The sequence below is a fragment of the Nocardia sp. Tas62D01 genome (assembly GCF_055232035.1).
Window position 1 is genome coordinate 737695 of sequence record NZ_JBUYUZ010000001.1, and the last position, 17192, is coordinate 754886.

Below are 17192 nucleotides of genomic sequence, written 5' to 3' on the forward strand. Positions count from 1 at the left end.
ACGGCCGGCACCCCTCGGCCTCACGATCTGCGCGCGATGGTGCAGAACGGAGGATGAATGCGGCGATACTTGGCGCTGCTCGCGGGCAGACGTCCGGGCTGCGGGGTCAGCCGAAGGTGAGCGAATCCGGCTCTTCGGCATAGGCGCGAGCCACTTCGGCGGACAAGCGGAGTGCTTGGCGGGCCCACTCCAGCGCAGCGCCTCCCAATCCACATGCAGGGCTGACCACGACCTGATCGGCGAGCGCGGTTCGGGGAAAGCCGAGGCGATCGATCAGGCGGACACCGGGTTCGGCGAAGTCGCGCCACGTGACCGGTTTCGCGGGCGGCGTGGTCGGCACCAGGCCGAGCACCAATTGCTTACCCGCATCGAGTATTTCGCCGATGCTGTCAAGGTCGGGCGTGCCGATCGTCGCCACGTCGAAACCTATCGCGGCCGCCGCGCTGCCACGCAGCAACGCCAGCGCGGGCGATTCGGCGCAACTGTGCAGCAGCACAGGTGCGGGCTGGCCGGTGATCACCCCGTCCAATACCGCGAGCGCCTCAGGTTCCGGCATGGCGCGCACGGTGTTGAGCACACTCGCCCCGCGCAGCGAACCGTTCAGCACATCGGTCAACGACGGTTCGTCCAGTTGCAGAATCACTTCCGCGCCGAGCCGCTTGCGCACCTCGGCCACGTGCTGGGCCAAGCCTTCGGCCAGGGATTCCGAAAGATCGCGCACCGCACCGGAATCTGTGAGGATGCGATGCCCGCCGGGCAGTTCGACCTGCGCGGCGAGGGTGAGTGGGCCGGTGGCCTGCACCTTGACAATGCGGCCGGTGCCCGCCGAACCCGATGTCTCCCAGGCTTCTTCGAGCGCGTCCAGATCCGAACGCAGCAGATCATTGGCGCGCCGGGACGCGGCGCCCGGTCGCGGCGCCAGTCGGTAACCCCGCGTGGTGGTATCGAATCGCATATCGACCAGCAGCGCCGACACCCGGCCGATCATGTCCGAACCCACGCCGCGCCCGGGCAATTCCACGAGATGCGCCAGGTCCGGCAGCTCACCGATAATGGTGGCCGCTGCCTCGCGCGGGTCGGTACCCGGCCATGAGCCGACGGCCGTCGCGATACCGCCCCGGATCCGCAGCGGTTCTTTCGCGTCGGGTCCTTTCGCGTCGACTACGCCCGATTCCCTGGCGATCTCGCTCACCATGCCACCTCTGTACGAGGCTCGCGCCTCATCGTGTGCCGCATCCCCGCAGACGCCGGGATGACGAAAAGATGCGGCGCGTTCCCGCAGTGGACTGTGTCGCTCCTGCGCCGCTCATCGCATCGTGCAGGAACCGATTTCGCTCACCGTACCGCGAAACACGCGCGGCACTCACAGCGCTGCACCCGAATCGATGCGGCGCACCACGGCGGCGGACATCAGCGGTGCTCGCCTCTCGTGCCGTGCACCGACGGCGGTCACTGCGTCGCGCCCGCACCACTGACCGCGTTGGACTCATCGCGAGCCGCGCCCGATTCGTCGCGCGCCGTGCCGGTAATGGTGCCACTGCCGATGACCTGGTCGCCCGCGGCGTCCGGGCGGTAGAGCACGATGGCCTGACCGCGGGCGACGCCGGTCAGCGGCTCACGCAGCCGCACCGTCAGTCCCGCGCCGACCTCTTCGGCGACCGCGGGTGCCATGCCGCCGTGGGCGCGCACCTGCACGACGCATTCGATCGGCCCGTCCGGCGCCTCGCCGGAGGTCCAGATGGCGCGATCGGCCTGCACGCCCCAGACCTGCAGATCCTCGGCCGAGCCGACCCGCACGGTGCCGGAGTCGGGATCAATATCGGTGACATAGCGCGGCTTGCCGTCGGCCGCGGGCCCGGGCAACCCCAGACCCTTGCGCTGGCCGATCGTGAAGCCGTGCACGCCTTCGTGATTCGCGAGCACCTGGCCGTCACCGTCGACGACCGCACCGGGGCGGATGCCGATCTTCGCGCCGAGGAACGCACGGGTATCGCCGGACGGGATGAAGCAGATGTCGTGGCTGTCCGGCTTGTTTGCCACCGCGAGGCCACGCTCGGCGGCCTCGGCGCGAATTTGCGGCTTGGGGGTGTCGCCCACCGGGAACATGGCGCGCGAAAGCTGTTGTGCGGTCAGCACGGCCAGCACGTAGGACTGGTCCTTGTCGGCATCGACCGCGCGCCGCAGTACCCCGTCCTCCAGTCGTGCGTAGTGCCCGGTGACCACGGCGTCGAAGCCGAGCGCCACCGCACGATCGGCGAGCGCGGAGAACTTGATCTTCTCGTTGCACCGCAGGCACGGGTTCGGCGTCTCGCCCGCCGCATAGGCGGCGACGAAATCGTCGATCACGTCTTCCTTGAAGCGATCGGCGAAATCCCAGACGTAGAACGGGATTCCGAGTACATCGGCGGCCCGCCGGGCATCACCGGCGTCCTCCTTCGAGCAGCAGCCACGGGAACCGGTGCGCAGCGTGCCCGGCGTCGCCGACAGCGCGAGATGCACGCCGACCACTTCGTGACCAGCGTCGAGGGCACGTGCCGCCGCTACCGCCGAATCCACACCACCACTCATCGCGGCGAGTACTCGCATATCAGACACCTCCCTTCGCGCCGGCCAGGCCCGCGGCCCTGGCCCGCTCCACTACCTGGGGCAACACCTTCAGTAACGCGTCCACGTCGGCGCGAGTCGAGGTGTGTCCCAATGAAAATCGCAGCGAACCGCGCGCCTGCCACGGCTCGACGCCCATGGCGATCAGCACATGGCTCGGCGTGGCAACGCCCGCAGTGCAGGCCGACCCGGTCGAGCACTCGATCCCCGCCGCGTCCAGCAGCATCAGCAACGAATCGCCTTCGCAGCCGGGGAAGGTGAAGTGCACATTGCCGGGCAACCGGTGCTCGCCCTCGGGACCGTTGAGCACCGCGTCCGGGACGGTGTCGCGGATCCGCTCGATCAGATCGTCGCGCAGACCGGTCAATTCCATGGTGCGCGTGGGCAACTCGGCCACGGTCTCGCGCAGCGCGGTGGCCAGCCCAACCGCCGCCGCGGTATCCGACGTGCCGGAGCGCAGATCCCGCTCGTGCCCGCCGCCGTGCAGCAGCGGCACGCACGACACCTGCCTGCCCAGCAGCAGCACTCCGACACCGTGCGGTCCACCGACCTTGTGCCCGGCGAAACTGGCCGCCGAAAGACCGCTGGCGCCGAAATCGATCGACAGCTGCGCGGCGGCCTGGATGGCGTCGCTGTGCATGGGCACGCCGAATTCCTGTGCCACTGCGGCCAATTCACGGATCGGCGCGATGGTGCCGACCTCGTTGTTGGCCCACATGACGGAGACCAGCGCGACCTCGTCGACGTATTCGGCGAGCGCGGCACGCAGCGAGCGCGGCGACACCACACCGTCGGCGTCCACCGGCAACCAGGTCACCTGCGCGCCCTCGTGCTGTTCCAGCCATTCGACGGTGTCGATGACCGCGTGATGCTCGGTCGAGCTCGCGATGATCCGGGTCCGCCGCGGATCGTCGTCGCGGCGTGCCCAGTAAATGCCCTTGATCGCCAGATTGTCGCTCTCGGTTCCACCCGAGGTGAAGATCACCTCGGAGGGTCGGGCGCCCAGATTCGCGGCAATCGACTCGCGCGCTTCCTCCAGCAGTCGCCGGGCCGCGCGACCGGAACCGTGCAGCGATGACGCGTTGCCCGCCAGTCCGAGGGCAGTCGTCATCGCCTCGATCGCGGCAGGCAGCATTGGTGTGGTCGCCGCATGATCGAGGTAGACCGTCTGGGGCGCACCGTTGAACGGACCCGTAAAAACCGACATCATGACCGATAGAGCCTATCCCAGCGTTGACCTGCACATCTTGGGGGTGTCGCCCTGCTGTCTACGATTCACCTACGATCCGCAACCCGCTGACCGTCTTCCGGTATTCCCGAAGCCCGCGCCGCAGAGCGTCCCCGATGGTCAGCGCCGCATCCTGCTGTCCGTCCACCAGTTCGCGTAGACATCGAGGGTGGTGGTGTAGTTCTTATGCCTCATGCGCCGCGTCACATCCGCCGGTCTGCAGGCCCCATCCGCCAGCAACGAGCCGTACAGATGACGCAGCGAATGGAAGCCCATCTGTTGGCGCATCTTCCCGTCCGGCCCTCAAGGGACGAGCTTGGCCGGTTCCCCACCCATGGCCGAGCCTGCCTCATAGACGCGGTTGCGTAGCGCCTTCTGAGACATGCGCACCCGAACGACTGGCCGCGAACCTCGCGAACTTGCCGGCAGCGCGGCCGTCCACCAGGCTCACGAGCCATTCGACCACCCAAGGATCTACCGGGATCTGCGTTCCCGATGTCTCGGTCTTCAATGGCCCGTCGTGGCTGCCGACCTTTCTGTCCCGCCGCGCGGGCTTGTACTGGGTCCCGGGCTTGGGGAACATCGGTACAGCGGTCAACGCTAAGCCGTTGATCTTGGCTGGGGGGTTCGGTTCCTTCGGTGAAGTTGCCCCCTGGCCTGCGGTTTCCGCGTACGGTCGGCGGCCATGCCAGTGAAGTTCTCGACCGATGAGTAGGCCGCGTCGTACGGGAAGGCGCCGACCCGGCCGGAGCTGGAGCGGTTCTTCTATCTCGATGACGAGGACGGCAAGCTGATAGCGAAGCGGCGAGGGTTCTTGTGGTTACCTGTCCGTGTTATCGCGGGATCCTTCCTGACGCCGTCGCCTTTGCGGTCAGGGTCAGCAGTTCGCGCAGCACCTCCGCTGCGATGTCGGCGAGAGATCGCTGTTCGTCCTCGCGGATCCATTGTGTGAAGGCGATCCCGAACACGGTGGTGCCTGACTCTGCCGCCAGGGTGGCGGCAAGTTCGTCGACGCCTCGTGCGCGGAGGGCGCCGGCGACTGTCGTGGCGAGGCTGGCGAGCTTGTTCCGCTCGCGTTCCTGCAGCGCCGGGTTCTGGTCGATGACGGATTGTCGCGTGCGGGAGTGGGGCCGGCGCTCGTTAGGGAAGAAGGACGTCGCGGACTGTAGGGCGGAGGCGACGATCTCGAGCGGGGATGCGTCTGGTGGTGCGGTGTCCACGCCAGTAAGGAACGCCTGGACGAGCAGGTGCTGCCCGTAGAAGAGGACCTCGCGCTTGTCGCTGAAATGGCGGAAGAAGGTCCGCTCCGTCAGGCCGACGGACTCGGCGATCTCCGTGGCGGTCGTCTGCTCGAACCCGCGGGTGGCGAACAGATCGAGCGCGGCCTTCTGCAGCCGCTCGGCAGCCCCCGGTTCCCAACGCACCATGCGGTCGAGTGTAGTGATGACAGCGACTGACTTGGAGGCGTATGGTCATGTCTGTGGCTGACGTCAGTCACAGACATCAATCACCGAATCAATCGCTCCGCCCGGTGGCGGGCGTCAAAGGAGATCACGTCATGCGCGTTTTCGTCACGGGAGCCTCTGGATGGATCGGCTCCGCCGTGGTCGACGAACTGCTCGCTGCGGGCCACGAGGTCACCGGACTGGCCAGGTCCGACGCGTCCGCCACGACCCTGGAGGCGAAGGGGGCCCACGTCCGCCGCGGCGACCTGGACGACCTCGACAGCATCCGGGCCGGAGCCAAGGACACCGAGGCCGTCATCCATCTCGCGAACAAGCACGACTGGTCCAACCCGGCCGCCTCGAACGCGGCCGAGCGAACCGCAGTCCAGACCATCGGCGACACACTCGTTGGTACTGACCGTCCATTCCTGCTCGCCTCAGGTGTCGCCGCCCTCACCCAAGGCAGGCCCGCCACCGAGACCGACGCGTCCCCGTTCCACGGCCCGGACTCGCCACGTGGCGGAAGCGAGAACCTCGCGCTCGAGTTCGTCGACCGCGGCGTGCATACCGTGAGCCTGCGCTTTGCGCCGACCGTCCACGGCACCGGCGACCACGGGTTCATCGCGTCCATCGCCGCGGTCGCCCGCCAGAAGGGCGTCTCCGGCTACCCCGGTAACGGGACCAACCGTTGGGCCGCCGTGCACCGAGGCGACGCCGGCCGCCTGGTCACCCTCGGCCTCGAGAAGGCACCCGCAGGCGCCCGCCTGCACGCCGTCGCAGAAGAAGGCGTCCCCACCCGCGAGATCGCGGAGGCGATCGGCCGCGCATTCGACCTCCCAGTCACCGCTATAGCCTCCGACGACGTCCAGGACCACTTCGGCTGGATCGGTACCTTCTTCGCCATGGACCTCTCAGCGACCAGCACCGCGACGCGGGAACTCCTCGGCTGGGCACCCACTGGACCGACCCTCATCGAAGACCTCGACGCAGGCGCGTACTCGGCAAGGTGACAGGCCACGGACAACGGAGGGCAACGATGAACGCTGACACGAGAGTCGATCAGGCTCGTCAGGCATTGGGGCCGGTCGGCGCCATGCTTCCGGTCACCTTCGGCAACGCCGTGCCCGTCGACATCCAGCGCGCGGCGGTGCAGGGTCTAGAACGCACCGGTTACCGGGCGACGTGGACCAACGAGGTGCTCGGCGGCAAGGATGCCCTGGTGCAGGTGGCCGTGCTGCTGGCCGCGACCGAGCGGATGACATTCGGCACCGGCATCGCCAACATCTGGGCGCGGCAGCCCGAGACAATGCACGCTGCGGCGGCGCAGCTGGCGCAGGCGTATCCAGGCCGTTTCGTGCTGGGCGTCGGAGTTGGCTACCCCGAACAGGCAGCTGCGGCCGGTCGCGAGTTCGGCCGGCCCCTCGCGACAATGCGCGACTACCGGCAGCGAATGGACCGGCCCACTCAGCCACCCGCCCCGGCGGCGGCATTCGCGCGGATCCTCGCCGCCAACGGTCCGAAGATGCTCGAACTGGCCGCAGAGATCGCCGACGGAGCCATCCCCGTCATGCAGTCACCCGAGTTCATCGCCCGCGCCAGAAAGGTGCTCGGCCCCCAGAAGCTGCTGGTCGCCGGGCTGCGCGTGCCGGCGGACGCCGCCGGGAACCCGGCGCACGCCGTCGCCCAGGTCCGGGAACACTTGTCGGCCGGCGCGGATCACGTTGTGCTCATGGCGCAGCCCGACAGGGACTTCGCCATCGGCGTGGACCTGCTCGAGCGGCTCGCGCCCGCGCTGACCAACCTTCCCGGCTTCGCCATCTAGCGGACCCGCCTCGACCCTCGCCGACGTGCGACACCAACGCGGCAGAGTACGTCGGCACACTCAAGCAACCCTGGACGCCCTCCAGGCACTGCCCGAGATCGGCAGCGAAGCGCCGATCGGCTACGGGGGCATGACGTTGGGCGTCGCGATCGGGCTGCTGTTGAGGGCGATCGAACCCCGGATCACCGCCGCGGCCTTCGGTCCGGTCTTCGTGTACGAGGCCCTGACCGAGGCGGCCAGACAGATCACCATCCCGGTCGAGTTCGTGCTCGCGTGGGACGACGAGGAAATCGACCGCCAACCCGGCCTGGCGTTGTTCGACGCCTGCGCCTCGAAGGAAAAGGCGTTGCACGCCTACCCGGGCAGGCATAACCGGATGCCCGGAGTCCAAGTCGACACCGGGGCCCGGTTCTTCCTCCGGCATCTCGGCCGGGCCGGCACGTCACCGGCCTGACGTGACGGGGTATCGGCGACCGGCGCACCGGCCGGTCGCCGATACCGCTGCCATCGACGCGCCTGGACACGGCGACCGGCCGCGAAACGCGGAGGACGAACAGTGGGTATGAACAGCACATCAACACCCTCGCCGCCGTTACCGGAGATCCTTCAGTTCACTCACAACGGATGCCACCGAGACGGGCCGTTCCGTAGATGCCGTCGCGCGACGATCGGCTACCGTAAAGCCGGATCGGCGGTACAGGAGAACAGGCGACATGTGGCAATCGAAAGACATCCCGTGGCGCCGTTGAATGCCGAGGCTCGACAGTGGACGACTCTCCCCGCGACGCACGCCGTGCTGCTGATCGCCCACAACATCACCACGTTCAGCAGATTGCTCGATATCATTCCGGCCTTCGACAACGACCTACGCATTCAACTCTTCTTCACCGCAACCGAATCCGACCCATTTCGCCACGAACTTGCCGCGCGGATCACCGAAACCGGAATCATTGCCCTCGCCTGGCAAGAAGCCAAGAACATTCCCTTCGACCTGGCGATATCCGCGAGTCACCACGACGATGTCACGGAAATCGTTGCCCCACTTGTGATTCTGTCGCACGGAATCGGATATACTAAATACTCACCAGGAACCAGGAACCAGGAACCAGGAACCAGGAACCAGGAACCAGGAACCAGGAACCAGGAACCAGGAACCAGGAACCAGGAACCAGGAACCAGGAACCAGGAACCAGGAACCAGGAACCAGGAACCAGGAACCAGGAACCAGGAACCAGGAACCAGGAACGTATTCGGTTTGTCTCCGGAATGGGTTCTGCGCGAAGGCAAACCGTTTGCTCGGGCTTTGGTGCTGTCCCATACCGATCAACTCGTCCAGCTCGCTCATGCAACGCCGGCGGCTGTACCGTCGGCCGTCGTAGCGGGCGACCCATGCTTCGACCGGATCGAAGCGAGCCTGCCGTTCCGCGCGCGATATCGGGACGCGCTGCGCATCGGTGATCGCACCCTGGTCTACGTCTCCTCCACCTGGTCGCGGAGTTCGGCGCTGGGCATGCGATTCGATCTGCTCCGCGCGCTGCTGGCGGAATTGCCTCGCGACTCGTACGCGGTCGCGACCGCGCTGCATCCGAACATCTCCCACCGGCACGGCCCGGGACAGCTCGGCGTGTGGTTCGCCGACTGCCTGCGTGCCGGACTCATCGTCCTGTCCGAAATCGACGATTGGCGCAGCGGTTTGATCGCTGCCGACATCGTCGTCGGGGACAACGGCTCGGTCACCGGATATGGCGCAGCGATCGGACGTCCCACCCTGCTGGCTGCATTCCCCGACGTACCGGCGGGTACCTCGATCTCCGCGCTCGGCAATACCGCGGCCCGCCTGCCCGCACACGGTCCGTACCGTCATCACCTCGACGCGGCCATCGCCGCCCACACCGACCGACACTTCGCCGAAGTAGCCGCGCTGGTCACCACGGAACCAGGCCGGGCACTCGCCAGCTTGCGGACGCTGTTCTTCCAGGTGCTCGACCTCACGCCCCCACCGTCCGAAGTACCGTCGCCTATTTTGCCGACCCCGGCAGGTCCGGTCCCACCCACCTCGGTGGCCGACCAGGTCGCCGCGACCATCGACAGCAGCCGACGCCTGATCCGACTGACCCGCCGTCCCGCCGAGGCCCGCCGCAGCACCCTCGAACGCGATCCCTCGGACTTCTCCGGGCACCTGTCCTGCTCGATCGACTACCCCATGCGGTCCCTGCGCGAACGCGCCGACGTGCTCGTCGGGAAACCCGCCGACGCCGCGGGCGACCCCACCGGATGGCTACGGGAAGTCCTGCGCCACAACCCTTTCTGCATGGTCGCCGCCATCGCCCACGCATCGTCATGCCTCGCGCTGACCCGCACGGGCGAACTCATCACACTCACCGCACCCGGCGCCCCGATCGACGCCCTGCCATCGGCGGTGTGCGCATGGATCGACGCGGCCCACACCGCGACAACCCTGGCGCCCTCCGCGACCATGGTGCTCGGCGACGTTCACTACGAACTGGTCATCGTGCTCAGCTAGACAGCAACCGCCTACCCCTCGGGACGCAGGCGCCGCGCCTGCTCGCGATGCATCTGTGCCTCATCGCCATCACCATCGCGTTCGGCAAGGTCGGCGAGCTTGTCGTGCGTCTTCGCGGCCTCGGCCCGCAGGCCGTAACGGGTGAATTCCGCGACCGCTTCCGCCCACCATGTCCGGGCCTCGTTCCCGGCTCCGCGCTGTGCGGCGATATCGCCGAGCAGCGCACGGCATCGCGCGGCATTCTGCACATCAGTCGGCCGAGAATCGAAGTAGGCCAGGGCAGCCACGACGTCTGGCTCGGCCTCGGCGTCGCGGCCGAGCGCGAGCAGGAAACGACCGCGGTGCATGCGCAGCAGAACATAGGAACGCTGTTGCTGGGCGGGGTCCGCCAACAGGGGAACCGCCGCCCATGCCTGCTGCAGCAGAACCAATCCCTCCTCGGGCCGCCCTTGGTCCCCGAGGACGATCGCCTGCCATTCAAGCGAACTTATGCGGATCGACGACGCAGACATCGGGCGGATCGCGGCACAGCTCGGCCCTGAGCGCCGACGCCGTTGTCGCCCAGGCGATTCGGCGCCGATGCCACAGTCGGCCCCGCTCAACCCACGCAGCAGGACCACATCCGGCCGGGACCCGCACGTCGTGCTCGCGCGCGGGCAGAACGATCTGCGCCCTAACGGCCTCGATCGCGGTCCCGTACGCTGACCCCGCGAGCACCCGCACCGGCATCCCCCGCGCGGTCAACTCGGCGACCACCGACAGCATCGGCGCCACATGTCCCCAAGCGGAGTACGGCACGAACAGCATCCCCATGGCGGTCATCATCTCCCGTCCAACACATTCCGTGCGAACTCCTGTTGAAATGACCGCATGACGCCATCGAAACGCCGACTCGTCGTCGCCGCTGTCATCGTGACGCTCTTCGCACTCGCCTGGCTCACCTACCAGGGCCCGCTCTGGCTCACCGGCGACGCAAAGAACGCCGAGAGCTTCCGCGGTCAACTCATCCAACTGATCGGGATCGGGGTGACCGCCGCCGTCGCGGTCTACGGCATCAAAAAGCACTACCTCGACAAAGACAAGCAGTACACCGACAGTTTCAGCGCCGCGATAGCGCACCTCGGTACCGCCGACCCGATCGTCCGCGCGGGCGGGATCCGGGAATTGGAGCGCATCATGCACTTCACTCCCATCGATCGCGTCCGCGTCCTGGAAACCTGCGCCGACTTCCTCCGCCAGCGAGCGGGCACGGCGTCCCAGCCAGACCCCGCCGATCAGCCGTCGGCCGATATCGCCGCAGTCGTGGCCGTCATCTGCCGACGCAAACACTCCCCCGACGAGCCTGCGTTGAACCTGGCCAGAATTCGGATCCCCCGCGCGGACCTGCGAGGCGCGAACCTCACCAACGCGCAACTCACCCACGCCGAACTCGGCGACGCCGACCTCCGCAGCGCAATACTCACCGGCGCCGACCTCACCGGCACCGACCTGGCCAGAGCCGACCTGACCGCCGCGGATCTCACCGGATCCAGGTTGACCGGCGCGCGATTGGTCGGCGCAGTCCTCACCGGCGCGACCCTGACGACAGCGGATCTCACCAGTGCCGCGCTCACCGAAGCCGACCTGCGCGGCGCGGACTTGCGCAGCGCCATCGGTCTCACCACCGACCAGCTCGCACAAGCCCACACCGATGCCTACACCAGACTGGGCTGATCACGTCTCGTGCGGCTTGCGCGCAATGACCAGCGAATCCGTCCATGCTTGGTTATTCCCGGCCGATCAGCGGGCTCGACGTAGCGACGGCCCGCCCGGTGAGACCGACGTGCTCGTCGGCGTGTTCGGTGCCGCTCCTACCGTTTCGGGCGCACCGGCTGCGGGAGCGGCCGGGTCGACCCGGCGCGGCGAGCTACGCCGAAACGGGCGCAGGCGCCGCGTCGGGCGCCGCACCACCTCCGGCAGCTCCATCGCAATCTCCGGATCCTGCACGCGCGTGGCGCCCGCCTCGATCCACTCCTGCGTATTGAGCGAACCGTGCCTCGACTGCTCGGTGCCGCGCACCGCGAGCTCGCAGCGGCGCGCCAGGTCGCGCCGATCGAGGCCTGGATACTCCAGCGGCTCCAGAACCACCTCGGCCACCATGCCCCGGGAACGCAGTACCCGCCGCGCGGAGCTGGCGAAGGTGTCGGCGCCGACGAATCCGGGCACCGAGCATTGCGCGCCGTGCCGATCCGCGTAGCGCAGTCGCACCGGCTGCACCGACGTGCCGGTATCCACCGCGGCCTGGAACAGCGCGGGCCGCATGGTGCCGTAGGCGCGGCCACACCAGGTGGTGCCCTCGGGGAACACCGCGACTCGATCACCGGCGGCCAGCCGCGCACCGAGCTGAGCCACCACGCCCGGCAGCTCGCGCAGGCGTTCGCGTTCGATGGGGATGACCCGCATCAGCTTTGCCAGGCCGCCGAGCAGCGGCCAGTCCACCATGTCCGCGCGCGCCACGAATCCGAGCGGCTGCACCGCGGCCAGCACCACCACATCGGTCCAGCCGATATGACCGGCGACGATCAGCACCCCTTCGCCGGGATCGGCGAAACGCGCGTCGGACGACGTGTCAGGGGATGTCACCCGGTTGTCCACGACGCGCAATTGCATTCCGAGACAGCCCAATAGCATTCGCGCGTAGCGCCGCTGCAGGTATTCGCGCCTGCCACGCGGCGTGGCGACGTTCACCACCGGAAAGCTGACCAGCAGCCCGGCCACGCCGAGCAGGCGGGCAACGACCCGTCCGGTCCCGACCTCATCGATCTGCTCGATGCAGCCGGGCCCGCACGGGCTCGACGGCATCCACGCGTGTACGGCCTGTGCTGGCGGCGCGTCGAACACCACTGACCTCACCGTCCCCCGTCGAGTGCGTTCGCGGCATCTTGTAGTCGGTTCAGGTAGCGGGTGTTGATGGTGTCCAGACCGAGCAGCGCGACGAAGTCGGCGACCGCGAAATCGGGATCGTGGGCCGGTTCGCCGCAGATCTCCGCGCCCAGGCGCAGGTAACCGCGCAGCAGCGGCGGCAGCTTGGGGCGCGACGGCGGCGTCATCTCGTCCAGCGTCAGCCCGTCGACCACCACCGGGCGGTGTGGGTGCACCCGCCGCTCGGGATCGGAGCCGTGCCTGCCGAGCACCATGTCCCGGACGCCGCGCACGTTCACCCCGACGGGATCGGCGGGCGAGTCCTGCATCGGCACCGACACGCAGCCCATCACCCACTTGTATCCGGTGAGCTGGATATAGTGCAGGATGCCAGCCCACATGAGGGTGAGCACCGAGCCGTTGCGGTGATCGGGCACCACGCAGGCGCGACCCATTTCCACGATCCGGTTGCCGGCTGGATCGAGCCGGGTGAGATCGAATTCGGTCGCCGTGTAGTACCCGCCCGCCGCCATCACCTTGTCCGGCGGCAGCATTCGGTAGCAGCCGACGAACTGCTCGGTCACATCGTCACGGACAAGCAGGTGATCGCAGTGGTCGTCGAACCGGTCGGCATCCAGGCCGGTGCCGTTGTCGGGGATGTGGAAGCCCGGCTCACTGGCGAAGACGCCGTAGCGCAGCCGCTGCGCCGCCGTGCGGTGCTCGGAATCGGACGAGACAACCAGCGAATACCGAGACCGTTCCACCCCGGAGTCCGTCGGTCGAGCCGGGGCTGTCAACACGGACGAAATAGTCATATCCGTGATGAAGCCAGCCCGAAACTGCATCGGAGCAACCTCGAAGTGTCGCGTCGATGCCGGTTCGGTGAACGAGACGATCATCACACCGCGCGTTCACCGGACCGTCGGTTTCCGTTACCGCCCTCGCACCCATATCGCGCCTTTTGCCTGCTCGACGGCCTGGATTCGGCTCCGCCGGGCCCAGTCAGGCCGCGGTGCGTTCCGGAATCTTCACCGGTTCCGGCGCGTGGGCCACCTCGTCGAAGCCGGGCCGGCCCGTGCCGATAAACGCGACCAGCCATGAAGCCACGGCCGCGAACCGGTTACGGAAGCCGACCAGGTACAGCAGGTGCACCGCCAACCACATGAACCAGGCGATCACGCCGCGGAAGGTGATGTTGTCGTTCAGCTTCACCACGGCGCTGAACCGGCTGATCACCGCCATGCTGCCCTTGTCCCAGTACTTGAACGGAGTGCCGGGCAGCTTCTTGCGGCGAATGAGGTCGGCGGCGTGCCTGCCCTCCTGCATGGCGACCGGCGACTGTCCCGGATAGCCGTTCAGCGAGGTCATATCGCCGATGGCGTAGATATCGGCGTGGCCGCCCACGGTCAGGTCCGGATTGATCAAAAGCCTTCCGGCCCGGTCGGTCTCGACGCCGGTGGCCTCGGCCAGGATCGTCGCGAACCCGTCGGCCTGCACACCCGCCGACCAGACCACGGTCTCCGCCGCGATCCGACGCTCGACGCCCTCCTGGTCCTTGACCGTCACTTTGCCCAGCTCGATATCGGTAACGAAAGTGCCGAGCATCACCTCGACGCCGCTCTTGGTCAACGACTTCTTCGCGTACTCCGACAGTCCGCCGCCGAAGGGCGGCAGCACCTCGCCGGCGCCCTCCACCAGCGTCACCGAAACCTCTTGGTGGTAATGCCTTTTCGCGAGCTCCTTCAGCTGGCCCGCGACCTCGACACCCGTCGCGCCCGCGCCGACCACCACGAAGCTCAGCAGCCGTTCCCTGGTCTCCTCATACGCGCCCGCGGCCTCGACGAAGACGCGTTCGATCTGCGCGCGAAGCAGTTTCGCGTCATCGATGGTCTTGAGCGAGAAAGTCAGGTCGGCGAAGTCGTCGCGGCCGAAGTACGACTGCGAGGCGCCGGTGGCGGCGATCAGCGACCCGTAGCGGATCTGCTGACGCACCCCCTCGTGCTCGTAGGTGAGCACCGCAGTGGCAGGCTCGATGCCGACCACCTTGCCGAGGCGGACGTCGGCTTCCCGGTGTCGCCGAAGCACCGAAGCGATCGGCGGCGCGATCTCGTCGGAGGCCAGCACACCCGTCGCGACCTGATAGAGCAGTGGCTGGAACAGATGTTCCGGCGTGCTCGAGATGAGCACATAGTTGATACCCGATTTGGCCAATTGTTTAGCGGCGGCAAGCCCCCCGAATCCCGATCCAACGATAACTACATCTGCGTGTTCCATGACAGCCTCCTTCTCTCATTACTAACCGTCATTCGAAGCGCAGATATTTCACGTGTTCAGGCGCATAATGCATATGACTCTTATCTTGATCGCTCATGAATTGGAGATGACGTGGAGCTTCGCCAGCTCACCTACTTCGTAGCCGTCTGCGAGGAACTGAGTTTCAGCAGGGCGGCCGCTCGCTGTTACATCTCCCAATCGGCGATCAGCCATCAGATCGCCCGGCTGGAGCGCGACCTTGGCGTGCTGCTGTTCGAACGCTCGACCCGAGCCGTCGTGCCCACCGACGCGACTATGCGGCTACTTCCCCTGGCTAAACAGATGCTCAGCCTCGAGTCGGCGATCCGCGCCACCGTGCGCACCTCCGGGCACCGCATCCGGCTGGCCGCCAACATGTCCTTCGCCACCCGATCCCTGTCCGCCATCGCCGGTGCCCGCGCCACGCACCCCGACGCCGAAATCGAGTTCGTGATCAAGCCGTTCCGACAACGGATCACCGCGGTGGCCGACGGCGACTGCGACCTCGCGCTCATCCGCGGCAGCGTCGAGGAGCCCGGCCTTGCCGTCGAAAAGCTCTGGGTCGAGGATCTGGTCATCGCAACCTCGCCCGCCCATCCCTTGGCGACGCACGAGGAGGTGACGCTGGCGGATCTCAGTCCCTACCCGCTGCTGCTCCCGCCGGAGCAGGAACAGGTGTTGCTGCACAACGTCATTCGTGCGGCGTTCGCCGACCTCGCCGCGGGCCCCACCTACGGCCCGCCGATTCCGCCCGACCACACCGCCACCATGCAGCTGATCAACCGCCCCGAGGCGTGGACGGTGCTCTACGCCGACAGCCCGACCGAGGGCCTGGTGGTGCTGCGGCCGGCCGAGCATCGACTACGCATCCCCGTGTCCGCCGTATTGCGCAGCGACACACGCCGTTCCCCGATCCTCACCACCCTGCTGTCCGGACTGCATCGCCACTGAGCAACGTCGAATCCCACCGAATCGATTGCACAACAACCTATTCGGTGGGATAGGTGGGATAGATCGAATGTCTTGCCAGTCAAGCATTCTCGCGGGCGAAGCTGCGTGCGCCGATCACCATCAACAGCACCGCGACGAGCAGCGTGAGCCCGGTGCCGAGATAGACCTCCGACGCCCCGAAGTCGCCGCGCAGCAGCGCCCACGCCGCATCGACGGTATGCGAGAACGGGTTTACCTTCGCGATGTTCTGCAACCAGGTCGGGCCGAGGCTCATCGGCAACAGGATGCCCGACAGCAGCATCAGCGGAACCGTCCCCGCCGCCATCACCGCGATCAACAGTCGCAAGATCACTTGGCGGGCGGGCTCGAATCGTCGGGCAAGACCCGAAACGCGCGGTACCTGCTCAGCGGCCGCAACACCCTGAAATCCCGCCGGTCGAGGGTCAGGATCGCATCAGTGTCGAACTCGTCCGCCAACGTGACACACACTGCGTCAACGATATCCAAGTTCAAACCGTCATAGCTCGCGCGGACCCGAACGGCTGTCCGCAACTGCTCCGCATCCACATTCGCGACGACGACTCGCGTGGACGTGATGCGATCGGCGAGCAACGCGAGGATGCCGTCCGCGACCTTACGACCGGCCCGCACACTCGCGACATGATGCACTTCGGTCAAGGCGAGCGGGCTGACCACCAATGCGCTCGCTTCGTCGGCCGCGCGTCGTACAGCGAAATGTTCGGGATCCGAGCGGTTGAAGAGCGCGAGAATCCCCGAGGTGTCCGCGATGACGATCATGCGTGCCGGTTCATCGCACTGCGAATATCGTCCTTACCAATCGGCCCGCCGAGATCGAAGGTCTCCTCGTCGGTAAGCAGCGGAGTCTCCCATCGACGATGCCGCATCAGATAGGCCCGGACGGCGTCTCGGGTGATCTCGTTCTTGGATCGCCCTTCCGCGTCGGCTTGCGCATTCAACGCCGCCTCTTCGTCATCGGGGAGCCGCATCGTCCACGCCATGGAGAAAATGATACCACTTGTGATACCAGACGGTGAAAGTCGCTCACCCTGGGTCGCAACAATAGAGGGAGGACACCAGGGCTTGTCGCATCGTTTGCGGGCCCGTCCGAGCCCAGAATCGCATATCCAATTGCGTCGTGAGCGTGACGACGTTGTCTTCGCCTACGACGAGTCCTATCGCGTCAATCCGGTCCTGCCACCCGTTGCTTTCACGTTGCCGAAACAGCGGGGGATATTTCGGTCGACCGGAGGATCGGTTCCCGCCTTCTTCGCAGGCCTTCTACCCGAAGGCCTGCGGCTGACCGCGATCACCACAGCCGCTCGGACCAGCGAGGACGACCACTTCAGTTACGCAACACTATTCACCTTCGCCCGCGCCGAATAGCGCAGAGAGCGCACTAACGTG

Annotated in this window: 20 protein-coding genes; 8 read left to right on the forward strand and 12 right to left on the reverse strand. The window is 67.0% G+C overall.

Translation table 11 applies throughout. The features are described 5' to 3' along the window. Positions 1-106 precede the first annotated feature (106 nt). From ACV7NQ_RS03695 to ACV7NQ_RS03705, 3 genes are all read right to left on the reverse strand, one after another. Positions 107-1195 (reverse strand): methionine synthase, encoded by a 1089-nt coding sequence (locus tag ACV7NQ_RS03695; protein ID WP_463358315.1) that lies wholly within the window; start codon positions 1193-1195, stop codon positions 107-109. A gap of 254 nt (positions 1196-1449) precedes the next feature. Then, complete coding sequence (mnmA, locus tag ACV7NQ_RS03700) at positions 1450-2586, reverse strand: tRNA 2-thiouridine(34) synthase MnmA (protein WP_463358316.1); 1137 nt, start codon at positions 2584-2586, stop codon at positions 1450-1452. Between the two features lies 1 nt (position 2587). After that, on the reverse strand, positions 2588-3814 hold the full coding sequence (locus tag ACV7NQ_RS03705; RefSeq protein WP_463358317.1) for a cysteine desulfurase family protein: 1227 nt from the start codon (positions 3812-3814) through the stop codon (positions 2588-2590). Between ACV7NQ_RS03705 and ACV7NQ_RS03710 the strand changes: the two genes are divergently transcribed. Continuing rightward, entirely contained in the window at positions 3813-3992 is a 180-nt protein-coding gene (locus ACV7NQ_RS03710; protein WP_463358318.1) for a hypothetical protein, read from the forward strand. The two genes, ACV7NQ_RS03705 and ACV7NQ_RS03710, sit on opposite strands and share 2 nt — an antisense overlap. A gap of 673 nt (positions 3993-4665) precedes the next feature. Here the strand turns inward: ACV7NQ_RS03710 and ACV7NQ_RS03715 are convergent. Next, positions 4666-5259, reverse strand: a complete 594-nt coding sequence (locus tag ACV7NQ_RS03715) for a TetR family transcriptional regulator (protein WP_463358319.1) — start codon at positions 5257-5259, stop codon at positions 4666-4668. 131 nt (positions 5260-5390) lie between these two features. On the opposite strand from ACV7NQ_RS03715, the gene ACV7NQ_RS03720 reads away from it, so the two are divergent. The 4 genes from ACV7NQ_RS03720 to ACV7NQ_RS03735 all read left to right on the forward strand — a co-directional run bounded on the left by ACV7NQ_RS03720 (position 5391) and on the right by ACV7NQ_RS03735 (position 9623). After that, positions 5391-6287 (forward strand): SDR family oxidoreductase, encoded by an 897-nt coding sequence (locus ACV7NQ_RS03720; protein WP_463358320.1) that lies wholly within the window; start codon positions 5391-5393, stop codon positions 6285-6287. A 26-nt stretch (positions 6288-6313) separates the two neighbouring features. Next, complete coding sequence (locus ACV7NQ_RS03725) at positions 6314-7099, forward strand: LLM class flavin-dependent oxidoreductase (protein ID WP_463358321.1); 786 nt, start codon at positions 6314-6316, stop codon at positions 7097-7099. Positions 7100-7124: 25 nt separating this feature from the next. Next, a complete protein-coding gene (locus ACV7NQ_RS03730) occupies positions 7125-7553 on the forward strand; it encodes a hypothetical protein (RefSeq protein WP_463358322.1) in 429 nt (142 codons plus the stop codon). A gap of 282 nt (positions 7554-7835) precedes the next feature. Next, on the forward strand, positions 7836-9623 hold the full coding sequence (locus tag ACV7NQ_RS03735; protein ID WP_463358323.1) for a hypothetical protein: 1788 nt from the start codon (positions 7836-7838) through the stop codon (positions 9621-9623). Positions 9624-9634: 11 nt separating this feature from the next. Here ACV7NQ_RS03735 and ACV7NQ_RS03740 read toward each other — a convergent pair whose 3' ends face one another. Continuing rightward, positions 9635-10135, reverse strand: a complete 501-nt coding sequence (locus tag ACV7NQ_RS03740; RefSeq protein ID WP_463358324.1) for a hypothetical protein — start codon at positions 10133-10135, stop codon at positions 9635-9637. Next, positions 10101-10436 (reverse strand): hypothetical protein, encoded by a 336-nt coding sequence (locus tag ACV7NQ_RS03745; protein ID WP_463358325.1) that lies wholly within the window; start codon positions 10434-10436, stop codon positions 10101-10103. Before ACV7NQ_RS03745 ends, ACV7NQ_RS03740 begins: the two co-directional genes overlap by 35 nt. A 57-nt stretch (positions 10437-10493) precedes the next feature. Here ACV7NQ_RS03745 and ACV7NQ_RS03750 point away from each other — a divergent pair, with 57 nt between their 5' ends. After that, on the forward strand, positions 10494-11336 hold the full coding sequence (locus ACV7NQ_RS03750; RefSeq protein ID WP_463358326.1) for a pentapeptide repeat-containing protein: 843 nt from the start codon (positions 10494-10496) through the stop codon (positions 11334-11336). Between the two features lie 66 nt (positions 11337-11402). Here ACV7NQ_RS03750 and ACV7NQ_RS03755 read toward each other — a convergent pair whose 3' ends face one another. The 3 genes from ACV7NQ_RS03755 to ACV7NQ_RS03765 all read right to left on the reverse strand — a co-directional run bounded on the left by ACV7NQ_RS03755 (position 11403) and on the right by ACV7NQ_RS03765 (position 14798). Continuing rightward, entirely contained in the window at positions 11403-12506 is a 1104-nt protein-coding gene (locus ACV7NQ_RS03755; protein ID WP_463358327.1) for a lysophospholipid acyltransferase family protein, read from the reverse strand. Positions 12507-12511: 5 nt separating this feature from the next. Continuing rightward, entirely contained in the window at positions 12512-13339 is an 828-nt protein-coding gene (locus tag ACV7NQ_RS03760) for a GNAT family N-acetyltransferase (protein WP_463365524.1), read from the reverse strand. Between the two features lie 187 nt (positions 13340-13526). Beyond that, the gene (locus ACV7NQ_RS03765) at positions 13527-14798 is read right to left on the reverse strand and encodes an NAD(P)/FAD-dependent oxidoreductase (RefSeq protein WP_463358328.1); all 1272 of its coding nucleotides are present in this window, start codon (positions 14796-14798) and stop codon (positions 13527-13529) included. A gap of 111 nt (positions 14799-14909) precedes the next feature. Between ACV7NQ_RS03765 and ACV7NQ_RS03770 the strand changes: the two genes are divergently transcribed. Further along, on the forward strand, positions 14910-15767 hold the full coding sequence (locus ACV7NQ_RS03770) for a LysR family transcriptional regulator (RefSeq protein ID WP_463358329.1): 858 nt from the start codon (positions 14910-14912) through the stop codon (positions 15765-15767). Positions 15768-15846: 79 nt separating this feature from the next. Here ACV7NQ_RS03770 and ACV7NQ_RS03775 read toward each other — a convergent pair whose 3' ends face one another. From ACV7NQ_RS03775 to ACV7NQ_RS03785, 3 genes are read right to left on the reverse strand one after another with little or no spacing between them, the layout of a single operon-like run. Next, a complete protein-coding gene (locus ACV7NQ_RS03775; RefSeq protein WP_463358330.1) occupies positions 15847-16113 on the reverse strand; it encodes an ABC transporter permease in 267 nt (88 codons plus the stop codon). A 2-nt stretch (positions 16114-16115) separates the two neighbouring features. After that, positions 16116-16565 (reverse strand): type II toxin-antitoxin system VapC family toxin, encoded by a 450-nt coding sequence (locus ACV7NQ_RS03780; RefSeq protein WP_463358331.1) that lies wholly within the window; start codon positions 16563-16565, stop codon positions 16116-16118. After that, positions 16562-16786 carry a ribbon-helix-helix protein, CopG family gene (locus tag ACV7NQ_RS03785; protein ID WP_463358332.1) on the reverse strand — a complete coding sequence of 75 codons (225 nt, stop codon included), beginning with the start codon at positions 16784-16786 and terminating at the stop codon, positions 16562-16564. The genes ACV7NQ_RS03780 and ACV7NQ_RS03785 overlap by 4 nt, the downstream gene beginning before the upstream one ends. Before the next feature lie 82 nt (positions 16787-16868). Between ACV7NQ_RS03785 and ACV7NQ_RS03790 the strand changes: the two genes are divergently transcribed. Beyond that, positions 16869-17171 carry a HipA N-terminal domain-containing protein gene (locus ACV7NQ_RS03790; RefSeq protein WP_463358333.1) on the forward strand — a complete coding sequence of 101 codons (303 nt, stop codon included), beginning with the start codon at positions 16869-16871 and terminating at the stop codon, positions 17169-17171. Positions 17172-17192 lie beyond the last annotated feature (21 nt).